Source organism: Paenibacillus polymyxa M1, assembly GCF_000237325.1.
In the GTDB taxonomy this organism is placed as follows: Bacteria; Bacillota; Bacilli; order Paenibacillales; family Paenibacillaceae; genus Paenibacillus; species Paenibacillus polymyxa_C.
In genome coordinates, this window is the sequence record NC_017542.1 from 3,490,238 (window position 1) to 3,503,871 (window position 13,634).

12 protein-coding genes are annotated in these 13,634 nt (G+C 44.8%); all 12 read right to left on the reverse strand.

All coding sequences use genetic code 11. The annotated features are described in order from the left end of the window. Positions 1–228: 228 nt before the first annotated feature. Positions 229–978, reverse strand: coding sequence for a class I SAM-dependent methyltransferase (locus PPM_RS15735; RefSeq protein WP_013371761.1), 750 nt, complete (start codon positions 976–978; stop codon positions 229–231). Between the two features lie 301 nt (positions 979–1,279). Further along, complete coding sequence (locus PPM_RS15740; RefSeq protein ID WP_013371762.1) at positions 1,280–2,359, reverse strand: hypothetical protein; 1,080 nt, start codon at positions 2,357–2,359, stop codon at positions 1,280–1,282. Positions 2,360–2,968: 609 nt separating this feature from the next. Beyond that, positions 2,969–3,772 carry a sporulation transcription factor Spo0A gene (spo0A, locus tag PPM_RS15745; RefSeq protein ID WP_013371763.1) on the reverse strand — a complete coding sequence of 268 codons (804 nt, stop codon included), beginning with the start codon at positions 3,770–3,772 and terminating at the stop codon, positions 2,969–2,971. Positions 3,773–3,988: 216 nt separating this feature from the next. Continuing rightward, positions 3,989–5,149 (reverse strand): SpoIVB peptidase, encoded by a 1,161-nt coding sequence (spoIVB, locus tag PPM_RS15750; protein ID WP_014599992.1) that lies wholly within the window; start codon positions 5,147–5,149, stop codon positions 3,989–3,991. A 123-nt stretch (positions 5,150–5,272) separates the two neighbouring features. Further along, positions 5,273–6,991: a DNA repair protein RecN gene (gene recN / locus PPM_RS15755; protein ID WP_013371767.1), complete on the reverse strand. Its 1,719-nt coding sequence runs from the start codon at positions 6,989–6,991 to the stop codon at positions 5,273–5,275. A 56-nt stretch (positions 6,992–7,047) separates the two neighbouring features. After that, positions 7,048–7,497 carry a transcriptional regulator AhrC/ArgR gene (ahrC, locus tag PPM_RS15760; RefSeq protein ID WP_013371768.1) on the reverse strand — a complete coding sequence of 150 codons (450 nt, stop codon included), beginning with the start codon at positions 7,495–7,497 and terminating at the stop codon, positions 7,048–7,050. Between the two features lie 16 nt (positions 7,498–7,513). Continuing rightward, positions 7,514–7,990 (reverse strand): hypothetical protein, encoded by a 477-nt coding sequence (locus PPM_RS15765; RefSeq protein ID WP_013371769.1) that lies wholly within the window; start codon positions 7,988–7,990, stop codon positions 7,514–7,516. A 234-nt stretch (positions 7,991–8,224) separates the two neighbouring features. Further along, positions 8,225–9,076 carry a TlyA family RNA methyltransferase gene (locus tag PPM_RS15770; protein ID WP_013371770.1) on the reverse strand — a complete coding sequence of 284 codons (852 nt, stop codon included), beginning with the start codon at positions 9,074–9,076 and terminating at the stop codon, positions 8,225–8,227. 75 nt (positions 9,077–9,151) lie between these two features. Beyond that, complete coding sequence (gene dxs, locus PPM_RS15775; RefSeq protein WP_013371771.1) at positions 9,152–11,050, reverse strand: 1-deoxy-D-xylulose-5-phosphate synthase; 1,899 nt, start codon at positions 11,048–11,050, stop codon at positions 9,152–9,154. Positions 11,051–11,157: 107 nt separating this feature from the next. Beyond that, complete coding sequence (locus tag PPM_RS15780) at positions 11,158–12,081, reverse strand: polyprenyl synthetase family protein (protein ID WP_014599993.1); 924 nt, start codon at positions 12,079–12,081, stop codon at positions 11,158–11,160. Next, positions 12,053–12,313 carry an exodeoxyribonuclease VII small subunit gene (gene xseB, locus PPM_RS15785; protein WP_013371773.1) on the reverse strand — a complete coding sequence of 87 codons (261 nt, stop codon included), beginning with the start codon at positions 12,311–12,313 and terminating at the stop codon, positions 12,053–12,055. The genes PPM_RS15780 and xseB overlap by 29 nt, the downstream gene beginning before the upstream one ends. Next, a complete protein-coding gene (gene xseA / locus PPM_RS15790; protein ID WP_043886124.1) occupies positions 12,303–13,616 on the reverse strand; it encodes an exodeoxyribonuclease VII large subunit in 1,314 nt (437 codons plus the stop codon). Before xseA ends, xseB begins: the two co-directional genes overlap by 11 nt. Positions 13,617–13,634: the final 18 nt, after the last annotated feature.

The following is a 13,634-nucleotide window of genomic DNA, read 5'->3' on the forward strand; positions in this document are numbered from 1 at the left end:
CTTTATAATAGATATTATATCGACAAGAATCGACACATTGTTTATATCAAAATTAAAGAGAATTTCAGAACTGTTTACAAAAGGAAAATTTCTCTTCGTGATCGTTATATAATGATTGACGCTTATTTTATAAACCGCGTGAGAGTATTATTTTTCGTCCATCCAATTCATCCGTTAAAGCATTGCAAGCAAAAAAGAGATACCCCAAAGCGGGTATCTCTTTATGTTTTACTTCCTAGCTATAATCATAAATCGTTCTGCATTTGTCCTAATTCCTTTTGGAGTTTGGTTGTCCAGAATGAATTGTTGGAGTATTTCAAAATCCATTTGTTTTTGTCCAAAGTCAGGAATAATGGGAGTGTGTTTCAAAAGAAAAACTAAGTCTGCAGGAGTCTGATAGTATTCGGTTGCATTAAATTCAAATGACTGAATATCGTTAAAGCCCGCTTCATTGAGATCTGTAATACATTGAGTTTTCAACGAGTCTTTCTTAGTACCCAATGCCTGCCCTCTTCCAAACGCTTCTTTAATGTTTAATTTGTCATTTTCGCTCACTTGCTGTGTTAAAAATATACCACCCTTAACTAACACCTTAGCTATTTCTTTTGCAGAGAAACACGAATGTCGAGAAGAGATTACATTAAAGAATTCCTTGGGAAAATTCAGATTTTCAGCATCCATCTGTAGAAAACGAACATTCGCTATGTCTGCTTCAGTAGAATTTTTTCTTGCCGTATCAATCATTCCAGCAGATTGGTCAATTCCGACTAAAAGTAATGCAGAAGCCGTTATTGACAAAATTGCTTCCCCGCCACCCGTGCCGATATCAAGCAATATGTCCGACTTCTTACACGTCTTCGACACTTCATTATAGAAGTCCCATTTTACTCCTTCAGAAATACATTTCACATTGCTAAAATCCCATCCGTTGATTTTTCCAACCTTATCATAAAACTCTTTATATTCAATTGAATTCATTTTTATCCACCTTCAAATAAGATAATAAACTACAGAATAGCAGACCGAGATCATTCGAAATTTTAGTTTTGTAGTCAATGAGGCAGACTCCCCCCTTGACAGCTGGTACGCGTTTTTTCCAGCCCGGAAACTAAATACTTCGAACAATACGGAAAGACATCCATTCACCTCATTTGAAAGTTTGCTTTAATTATATTTCTAATCAGACATACCACAGTAACCTATATAGAGACAAGTTTAACATAAAATTATAAAAATTTATTAAAAAAGTCTATAGCAACCTGCGTAGAAAACTCATGTGTTACACCTCAACGTAATGTGAATACAAAATGTCCTCAAAACCCGCAGATGCGACAGAATTGCCTACAATAGTCGCTGACCGCATCTTACCTGTGATAGTATTGCCAGCTATTGAGATATTTTCTAGCCTATTGGCTGTATTGGCCACTAAATTAACCCCTACACTATTTGCATTATTGAGTTTTATTTGATTGTCTTTAATGTTTGCAGTCAATATTGATGTATCTTCGTCCTTACCGATTGCTATTTGTGCTCTAGCCTTATTCAAGCAATTAATTGCATTTTTTACTACACGTATATCTCCTGCAATAGATTGATCATGCCCAAGTTGTAACACCAGTTCGGACATTGAGTTGATTTTGTTATTCTCTATAGTTACATTTTTTGGATTAGTTCCGTCCAGTAGCAACCCCCATATCCCTAGGTTTTTAGCTCGATCAACTTGGATTGTGGCCGTCCCATAGGTGTCTTGAAGATTATTACTGATAGAATCTCTCACGGTTATATTTCTCGAACCGCAAATGTCTACGAAATGTTGATCATGATTTAACGATTGGACACGCTCAATAAGTACATTATTCGCATGTCCCAACGCAATCAAGTCCCCGTAAGTCCTCGGCTTGGAGGTAACATCACCGTCTGTAATCGTGAAATTTCGTAACACGATATTGCCAGCTGCTTTATATCCCCCCTTTGTGTCGTAGCCTTTATTAACGAGCAATACGCCGTTTTGCTTCCGTTCACTACTAATCCGTTTGATGATGGTGACACCCATACCAGAGCCTTCTATAATCACTCCGGCGGGTATGACAATACATGCCTTACTGTGAATACTCTTAGCGATACTTAGGAGATACGTACCTTTGCCAAGGATAAGCTTACCGCCTCCCACTCTCTCGAGGTAGTCAAGTGCAGACTGGATAGCTTTTGTCTGATCAGTCCCGTCTCCACTGGCACCAAACATATTAGATGTAACCGTGTTTTTTATTCCTCTATCCAGTTTAGCTTGTAGATCAGAAATGCCGGTAGTGAAAAACCAAACAATCACTAACAAAATTATTGAAATTTTCACCCGCATCATCTAACAACCTTCCCTAGTAATAGTGTATGTTAATACCTTACATTTTAATGGGAAGTAAAGTCAATAATATAATAACATTGGCAGATTTACACTCTGATGCGCATAAGGAGATAGACCGATGAACGTATATCGACAGCATGATTCGTAGAGTCCATTGCAATTGCAAGATTACATCTGTTCGATCTTGTAATGATATTCCTACTATAAAATAAACTCTCCGCAATTACCTCGCTCGTAGTCTCTCCATAACCTTATTCATTAAATGCTTGGTATAATTCAACCTTGCATCTCTTAATTGCTCTTTGAACGTTCATACGATGAATCCAAGTATAGGGGCCCTCTATCGGAGAGTTACCCTAATTTGATGGATTTGCAAATTTGCGACATCTTGCAAAAAAATAACGCCCACCTCCGAAGAGATAAGCGTTATTCAAATAATTTTTACTTTTTTAGTATTAGTTTCAGCAAAAATACCTATTGATATGTGTGTAAAGCGTAAAATTCAACTCAATTGCGAAGAGCTTCATCGGAATCTCCGGCGCAACGATCGATAAATTATTGAGAATTTGCGTTCTACTCATGTTCATTTTTTCGCGTCTCATCAGACTTTCAGGACACCTTATTCTCAATCCGCAGCTTGTCTGCGACCATCGCTATAAATTCTGAGTTGGTTGGTTTGGACTTGCTGATATTGATAGTGTAACCGAACAGGTGGGAGATGCTGTCGATATTTCCACGGGTCCATGCTACCTCGATGGCATGGCGAATGGCGCGTTCTACGCGAGATGCCGTCGTTTTGAACTTTTCGGCAATTGCGGGATATAGGGTTTTGGTGATGGCTCCCAATATTTCGATATTATTGTACACCATCGTAATGGCTTCGCGTAGATATTGATAGCCCTTGATGTGAGCTGGTACGCCAATCTCATGGATGATAGCCGTGATGCTGGCATCCAGGTTTTTCGTCTTACCCATAGGCACAACGTTGGACCGCATGGATGAAACGGTTACCGGGCTATTGCTGACTAATTGCGGTCCTACCAATTGGCGTATACGGTTAGCAAGCACTTCCATGTCAAACGGCTTCAAAATATAATAAGATGCCCCGAGTTGAACGGCCCTCTGTGTAATATTTTCTTGACCGAATGCAGTCAGCATAATGATTTTCGGTTGTGGAGTCAGGTTCATTTCTCTTAAACGCTCCAATACACCGAGACCATCCAGATGAGGCATAATAATATCTAAAATAAGTACATCAGGTATGTTGCGGGATTCTGCGATGCGTTGGAGTACTTCTTCACCGTTGAAGGCGATTCCTGTAACTTCCATATCCTCCTGATCGGAAATATATTCAGCAAGCAAATTCGTAAATTCCCGGTTGTCATCAGCCAACAATACCTCAATTTTTTGCAATGTACTTCCTCCTTATTGAGTGTTATTCCATTGGGACATCTGTTTGCATTAAATAAATATTTCTTGTCGGAGTATATGATTTCGACATCGAATTATGAATTCCTTCTGTCGAAAATTATTTTTATTTATTTTTTTTATTAATTCAATTATAATTGAATTTTTATCTTGCAATTCTGAGTTATTCCCCTGCTTTTCGACAAAAAAATCTTAAGGCCACTAGCTCGCCTTAAGATTAGAGGATGACTTCAAGCTCAATTTATTATGCATGATTCCTGCATCACGCAACATCCATTCGATAAAACATCCGTAACCTGATTTAGGATCATTAACGAATACATGTGTTACAGCTCCGATCAGCTTACCGTTTTGGATAATCGGACTCCCACTCATTCCTTGCACGATTCCGCCGGTCTTATCTAATAGCTTAGGATCTACAACCCGAATCACAAGCCCTTTGGTTGCCGGTTTATCCTGCTGAGAAATGTGTACAATTTCTGCCTGAAAACGCTGAATTTGTTGACCTTCCAATACAGTCAATATTTCTGCTGGTCCTTCTTTTACTTCATTCGCAAGTCCCACCGGAATGGGCGCCGAATACAATCCATTCTGCGGCTCATCTGACATTTTCCCAAATATTCCGAAGCTCGTATTTCGTTCAATATTTCCTAAGATCCGATGATCTTTGAGAAAATGAGCACGTTTTTCTCCGGGTTCCCCACTCTGGCTCTTCGCAATTGACGTCACATTGGATTGCACAATCTCTCCACTACCCACAACAATGGGAGTTTGAGTATTCATATCGGTAATTACATGACCCAAGGCCCCGTAAACCCCCTGGTCCGGTGCATAAAACGTTAATGTACCTACGCCTGCAGCCGAGTCTCTAATATACAACCCAAGCCGCCACGCTTTATCATCTTGATCATATGCTGGGGTTAACTTGGTGGAAATCGTCTGCTCACCTCGACAAAGCGTGATGTCCAGCGGCTTTTTGTTTTTACCTGCCTCGTCCACGGCTTCCGCTACCCTGGCGAGACTATTGAGGGGTTTGCCGTTCATGTGTGTAATCCGGTCCCCTAGGCGAATACCAGCTGTCTCACCAGGTGACACCTTACGATCATTGCTTTCCTGAATGATATGGTGACCTACGACAAGCACTCCTGAAGATTTTACTTTGACCCCGATCGTCTGCCCCCCTGGGTATACTTTCAAATCGGGGACCACGCTTTCTTGGGTTGTTTGCATGCTTTTAGTGCCGAACAAATCCAAAGAAGCTTGTAGAGGCAGCGCTGCTTGCACATGATGAGCGTTACCGAGAGAACACATAAGAAAAACAAGCAAAAGACCGAGCAATTTGATCCTGGAGTAAAAATTCAATGGCTGTCACGCTCCCTTTGCTTCTTTCGCTTGACGAGTAAAGGTGGTCGCCAATTGCGTACCTATAAGGTAACCTTGCCCCCAGGCTTTTATAACTGTTAATCATTACGCCAGCCGCTCTTTTCAGGCTTTCTTTCCTTCCGCCAAATTCAGCATTTCCTGTGCGTGATGCAATGTTTTTTCGGTAATTTCTACCCCGCCCAGCATCCGCGCCAATTCCTTAACACGACCTTCCTCCGTTAGTCCCTCAATTTGAGTCATGGTCCGTCCGTCATGAATATTTTTCTCAATCAGGTACTGATGATCTGCCATACACGCCACCTGCGGCAAATGAGTAATGGAAAACACCTGACAAACGGAAGACAAACGATAAAGCTTCTCGGCTATGGACTGAGCTGCACGACCACTTACCCCGGTATCCACCTCGTCAAAAATGAGCACCGGAATTTGATCATGACGCGCAAAAATACTTTTCATTGCCAACATGATACGTGATAACTCACCACCAGAAGCAATTTTACCGAGTGGGCGAAGTGGCTCACCTGGATTGGGCGAAATCAGAAATTCCGCATTATCTATCCCTTGCTTGGTAGGTCGTACCTTTAGACCTTTATATTCATATCCACGTGGATCCTCAATTGGATCAATACGCACCTTGAGTGACGTTCTTTCCATTTGAAGATCTTTTAATTCCTGTTCTACTTGCTCTGCAAGCTCTTCAGCACAAATTTCACGTGCTTCTGTAAGCTCTTCAGCAATCTCCAGCAAATCCGAAAGCAACTCATCCCGCTTTGCAATGAGTTGCTCCAGCCGCTCATCTTTATTTTCCAACAGATCGGTTTCCTGCTCAATACGGCTATAGTATTCCAAAATCTGCTCTATACTATCACCATATTTTCGCTGTAACCCGGTAATTTGATTCAAACGTTGCTCCACCTCATGCAGCTTGCCCGGATTAAATTCAATATCCTCACGATAAGAGCGTAATTGAAACGCTGCATCCTCCAACTGATAGAAAGCAGATTGAATCTGCTCCGCAATGGGCTGAAGGCTTTTACTGTCGTAGCTCTGAACATCATTTAATCTGGACAACACGTTATTGACCGTATCCAGACCACCTCTGCCACTTAACAGCTCGTATGCTCCTGATACTCCATCCATCATTTTCTCACTATGGGATAGCTTGACCCGTTCCTCTGCCAATAATTCATCTTCACCCAATTTTAACTCCGCCGCAGCGATCTCTTCCAATTGGAAGCGATACATGTCCAATAGCTGATAAGCCTTTTGACTGGAGCTTTGCAATTCTCTTACTTCTTTTTCCGCTTTGACAAAAGCATTGTAGCGCTCCCGGTAAAGCGCTTTGACTGGACCAATGACCGAGTCACCGAACGTATCCAGCAGCGCAAGATGGCGATCCGCACGCAGCAAGCTTTGATGCTCATGCTGCCCGTGGATATTAACGAGTTGCTCACCTACCTCACGCAGCATCGTTAAATTAACCATCTGACCGTTAATTCGAGATGAGCTTTTCCCCTGAACTGTAAGTTCTCGACGAATCAGCAAATGCTCTTCTGGATTAGCCTTAATCCCTTGTTCCTCCAACGTATTCCAAACGGGATGTTTGACCGGCAATTCAAACAAGGCTTCCATTTCGGCTTTATCACATCCGTAACGCACTAGATCAGCAGATCCCCTGCCGCCCGCAATCAGCCCAAGTGCGTCGATAATAATGGATTTACCAGCACCAGTTTCTCCGCTCAATACATGAAATCCTTTATAAAAATGAACATCGACAGCTTCTACGACTGCCAAATTCCGTATAGACAAAGTGACCAGCATCGTTCTTTCACCTCTATGATGTACAAATTAAAACGCCTAATATGCGTACTTTATAATTAGGAAATGTAGCCCATAAGACGATTCACGATAGTTTCGCTATTTTCTTCCGATCGGCAGATAATCAAAATGGTGTCATCCCCGCTGATCGTACCCATGACCTCAGACCATTCAATATTATCTAATAAAGCAGCAATCGAGTTAGCTGTTCCTGGCAGGCACTTCATCACAATCAGATTGGTTGTGTAGTCAATATGCAAAAAGTTGTCAACCAATGTACGTTTCAGTTTCTGCGTCGGATTGTAGCGCTGGTCTGAAGGCATCGAATATTTATATCTGCCGTCGTCCATTGGAACCTTTATGAGCAGCAGTTCTTTGATATCCCGGGATACAGTTGCCTGCGTGACCTGGAAACCAGCCTCACGCAATGCTTCAACTAAATCATCCTGCGTTTCAATCTCATGTTGTGAAATAATTTCCCTGATTTTAATATGTCGTTGACCCTTCATATAATCCTCCTATGGATTAACCTTCATATTCCTCTTCTTCGAGGTCTTCCACTAATGTAATAAGGCGAATACTTTTCTCGTCCGTATCAACGTACAATACCCCCGCACAGCCCGGATAGAGCAGCAAATAAGGCATAAGCCTGTCCCGTAAATCAGGACCGTTCCACTCCATCGGTTTCTTGCGGCGTGACGTTTTGACCATATATGTCGAACCGTTACGTACAGCTACGTAATCAATAAACAAACGGCTATACACGGTATGTCCATTCACTTTAAAAGCAAGCGGTATTTTCATTTTCCCGCCCACCACTTCATATCCTGCTTCTTCAAGTTGGTCCACAGCAGGTCCTTCGTTCAAATCCTCGTTAATTGGTATCGTTTTTAGCACAAACGGTCCCGGCTCCTTTAACCAGGCACGCAGGCTATATAAAACCCATATCCCTAATATCACCCCGATCACAGTGATGATAACCGTATCGTATCGCGTGTCCATGAACCGATCACCTCATGGACATATTCTAGGACAAGATATAAAATCCCTTTTCCTCATACAGGTACGCTGTACCTGCGACCGGATATTCAATTGAGTTCATCACATCTGTGTGAATGAAAATACATATCTGCAATTATACATCTCATTATAGGCGAACGTGAGTTCTACAATCAATCCCTCACACCAAAAAGAGGTTCTCTTAAGTTCACAGAACTCATGGAGAACCCCTGAATGTCACTTACGCGATGGGCCATTATTAAAAGTCTGACCTGCTTCCTGAACAGTTTGTTCAATCAGTGGACTGAAATCCATTTTCTCCAGCTGCGATTCTGCCGCCGGAAGCCCATTCAAACGCCAATGCGCTAAAAATTCAATATTTCCTTCGCCACCTGTTATGGGGGAATAGGCCAAGCCTTGCAATGAAAGTCCAAGCTCATGTGCAAACATCAAGATGGTCTGCAGCACTTCTTTATGCGTAGCAGGATCTCGAACCACGCCAGATTTCCCAACCTTTTCGCGTCCAGCTTCGAATTGAGGCTTAATTAGAGCTACAATATCAGCAGGTTGATGCAGCAGTGCAAGCAACGGTGGCAAAATAATTCGTAACGAAATAAAAGAAACATCAATACTTGCGAAATTAGGCACAGGACCGCCCAAATCTGCAGGTGTCATATATCTGAAATTTGTTTTCTCCATAACGCATACACGTTCATCATTACGAAGTGACCAATCCAGCTGATTATACCCCACATCAATGGCATACACGTACTGAGCTCCATGCTGAAGCGCACAATCCGTAAAGCCTCCGGTTGATGAACCGATATCCAGCATCGTCCTGCCCTTCATGTCCAGCTCGAATTGACGGATGGCCTTTTCCAGCTTCAACCCTCCACGGCTTACATACGGATGCACCGACCCTTTAACTTTAAGCTCGCTGGAACGTGGTACCTTCATTCCCGCTTTCTCGATCCGTTCGCTGTCCGCCAACACTAGACCTGCCATGATTGCGGCTTTAGCTTTTTCACGGCTTTCAAAAAAACCTTGTTCTACAAGCAATACATCAATGCGTTCCTTCGGAACAGACATGTTAATCTCCCTTTAGGCAGCCAGGCTGCTCTTGTCATACTTTTTATAATATCATGTTGTTTACTTTAAGTTACCCTATACAGATTGCCCCATGCCATATGCTGGCTCAGCAGACCACTTACGCAGCTTTAAGCACACAGCTTCAACGGTAAGTCCCACTTCAGCGCGCTGCTCTTTGATGGAGCCGTGCTCCACAAACAGATCGGGAATCCCCATTAAGCGCACCTGTGCATCTTGTATTTCTTCTTTAGCGTAAAATTCCAGTACAGCGCTACCCAAACTTCCCGCTTCAGAAGCTTCTTCCAATACGATCAGCTTCGTATGCTGGCGGGCCAGTTCACGCAACATCTCCTCATCCAAAGGCTTGAGGAAGCGTGCATTCACAACGCCCACTTGCATACCCTCACGTTTCATCGCCTCCGCAGCCTCTGTCGCCACTTGGAGCATTGGTCCTGAAGCGATTACAGCGAAGCCCTCACCTTTACGCAGAAACTCCCAACTGCCGATGGGAATAGCCCGCAATTCATTATCCAATGGCACACCAACCACGTTAACACGTGGGTAACGATAAGCAATTGGACCGTCTTCGTAGTCAAGTGCTGTTTTCATCATATGGCGCAGCTCATTTTCATCCTTTGGCATCATAAGCACCAGATTCGGGATATGACGCAGGAATGCTACATCAAACACGCCATGGTGAGTTTCACCATCAGCACCAACAAAACCAGCACGATCAATCGCGAACATCACGTTGGCATTATGACGACAAATATCGTGCACAATTTGGTCATATGCACGCTGCATAAAAGTGGAATACACCGCAAATACCGGCTTCATCCCTTCCATTGCTAACGCTGCACACATGGTTGCAGCATGCTGCTCAGCGATACCGACGTCAATCATACGTGTAGGAAACTCTTTACTAAACGGTACTAGCCCTGATCCACCAGGCATTGCAGGGGTGACCGCAATGATCCGCTCATCCTGTTCAGCCAGCTCAATCAGCGTTCTACCGAAAATTTCTGTATACATCGGATTGCCCACGGCTTTGAGTACCTGACCTGATTCAATTTTGTATGGACTGATGCCGTGCCACTTGTGCGAATCGGCCTCCGCAGGTTTATAGCCTTTACCCTTGGTGGTTACGACATGCACTAATACGGGGCCAGTAACGTTATCAGCCTGCTGAAAAGTCTCAATTAGCTTGGACAAATCATGTCCATCGACCGGACCAAGATACGTAAATCCCAGCTCCTCAAACAGCACACCTGGCACCATCATATATTTAAGACTGTCCTTGACACGGCCAGCCGATTTGGCAAGTTTACCGCCTATAGCGGGTATTTTTTTCAGCAAAACTTCCAGCTCATCCTTTGCCCGCAAATAGTGACGGTCCGAGCGAATTTTGCTCAAATAATTATGCATGGCCCCTACATTCGGGGCGATGGACATTTCATTATCATTCAGAATGACCATTAAATTTTTACGTTCATGACCAATATGGTTTAATGCTTCGAAGGCCATGCCCCCAGTCAATGCTCCGTCCCCGATCATTGCAATAACTTTATTGTCCTCGCCCTTTAAATCTCGTGCCAAGGCCATCCCCATTGCAGCCGAAAGGGAAGTGCTGCTGTGTCCAGCTTCCCAAACATCATGCTCGCTCTCGCTTCTTTTTACAAAACCACAAAGTCCATCACGCTGACGAAGTGTATCAAAACGATCCATTCGCCCTGTCAATATTTTGTGCACGTAGGCTTGGTGCCCAACGTCATAAATCATCTTGTCCTTTGGACTGTTATAGCAATAATGCAGGGCGATCGTGAGCTCAACCACTCCCAGATTCGATGCCAGATGCCCCCCAGTCACGGACAGCTTCTCAATCAAAAAGCTCCTGATTTCCTCGGCTAGAGAAGCCAACTCCTCAACCGACAGTGATTTCAGATCGCCTGGTTGCTTTATGTGTGGAAGCAGCACGCATATCTCCCCGCTTTCCTTCAAGTTTGTGTGTAAAGTTAACAAGTATTATATCACACTTTTGGACTGTGCTTAAACGCAGACAAGTCAAACCAGTTCTAATGCTACTAATGATCACGCTTCATCAGGTAATCCGCTATCTCCAGCAAACGCGAAGAATCGGGAATGCCACCTTCTGCAATCACTTTTTTGGCAGACACTGTGAGTTCCTCCACTTGTCGCAGAGATGCGTCCACACCGATGAAATACGGATAGGTAACCTTCTCTTGTTCAACATCACTCTGCGTTTTTTTTCCCATTTTGCTTTCATCGCCTACGAGATCCAATATATCGTCCTGAATTTGAAAGGCCAGGCCCAGATCTCGTCCAAAACAGCGAAGCGCCTCTAGTTGACTCTTGTCTGCCCCAGCAATCCGTCCACCTGCCAAGAGTGAGAAAATGATCAAATCAGCCGTTTTATGAAGGTGGATATATTCCAGTTCCTTGATCCCCGTCATTCCCTGCTCGCCTGACATATCTGCGACCTGTCCACCTACCATACCTCTGGCGCCGCTCATTTCGGATAAATCCTCAACTATGGACAATAGCGCATCGGAAGAAACACCGTGAAGACGACCTGCCTGCACGATGCAATAAAACGCATGGGTCAGCAAAGCATCGCCCGCAAGAACAGCAACCGCCTCGCCGTATACCTTATGATTCGTCAGCTTTCCTCGCCGATAATCATCATCATCCATCGCCGGCAAATCGTCGTGAATGAGGGAATACGTATGTACCATTTCTACCGCACATGCTACTGGCAACGCCGCTTCCCTGCTTCCACCAAATGCTTCCGCAGCGGCGATCACAAGCAGAGGCCGCAGCCGTTTTCCGCCTGCGGTCAGTGAATAGTTCATAGATTCTCGAAGGACATCTGGAATGTCCCAATGCGCCGGAAACTGCTCGGTCAATGCAGACGAAACTGCATCTGCCGTCACAGCCAAATATTCCTTGAACGACAGTCTATTCAAGCCCTTCACCGCCGTTTTCATCCAATCCGCCACCGAAAGGCTTCTTGCGCAAATCTCCATCCTCTTCCACAATCATTTCAATTTTACGTTCGACCTGTTCCAGCTTCTGGCTGCAAAGCTGAGACAGCTTCATCCCCCGCTGGAACAAATCAATGGCTTGCTCCAGAGGAACGTCCCCATGCTCCAGTTGTCCGACAATTTCTTCTAGAGCGGCCATGGCCGCTTCAAAATTCAATTCCGCTTCATTCGCCACCGTGCTTCGCGTCCTCCTTCATTCCCCATACTTGACAGTCTAACTGCCCGTCACTCACTTTTATCTTGATGGAATCTCCCGGTTGTACATCTTTGAGCGACTTGATCAGCCGTTTCTCCTGCTCATCGTATACCAAGCTGTAGCCTCGGGCCATGACTTTGAGCGGACTCAGCGCATCCAGCTGACGAATTCCGGTATGCAGCTGCTGCCGTCCCGTTTTTGTGATCGCACGCATCGCAGACTCCAGCTGACGTTGTGCCATATCCGTCTGCTTGCGCGCCGAACGAATTTGTTCGCGCGGATTAAACCGCTCTAGTACCTGACGCATACGAGCATTTTTCTCTGCGTTTAAGCGTGAACGGTTAGCTGCTGCGCGGATCAGACGCTGATGCAGCATATCCATCCGCTCTGCATGCTGGAGCATGTAGCGGCGTGGATGCAGCAGCACTGGCGAACGCCGAAGCCTCAGCAAGCGTTCACGACTGGCTTCCAGCCGCTGCCTAAGGGCGTTGCGCAACCGTTGCTCCCGCTGGAGCAGCTGATCCCGAAGCTCTCCCTGGTGAGGCACAGCCAGCTCAGCTGCTGCGGTCGGCGTCGCTGCGCGTAAGTCAGCCACAAAATCGGCAATGGTAAAATCCGTTTCGTGTCCAACAGCCGAAATGACAGGAATGACCGATGCGTAAATGGCACGCGCAACCGCTTCCTCATTAAATGCCCACAGTTCTTCTAAGGAGCCACCGCCCCGTCCGACGATCATCACCTGAACCTCCTGCATACGATTCATGGCTTCAATTGCCTTAACGATCGAGGGGGCAGCACCCTTTCCTTGCACAAGAACAGGATACAACACGATTCCAGCCTGCGGGTATCGGCGTTGAAGTGTGGTGATAATATCACGCACAGCCGCTCCGGTCGGTGACGTAATTACACCGATGGTTGCCGGGTGAGCGGGCAGATTCCGTTTGCGAGCGGTATCAAACAGCCCTTCTGCATCAAGCTTTTGTTTGAGTTGTTCATAAGCCAAATAAAGGCTGCCTATACCGTCAGGCTGCATTTGCGTCGCATAAAATTGATATTGTCCATCCCGTTCATACACGGATACGTTTCCCCGGGCGATAACACGCGTACCTTCTTTGGGTACGAAAGGGAGCCGTCTATTATGGGTCGCAAACATAATCGAACGTATCCGGCTCCCCTCATCCTTGAGCGTAAAGTACATGTGACCACTCGAATGATGCGTAAAGTTAGAAATCTCCCCGCGTATCCATACATCAGACAGCACCTGATCGGATTCCAGTTTCATCCGGATATAACGATTCAG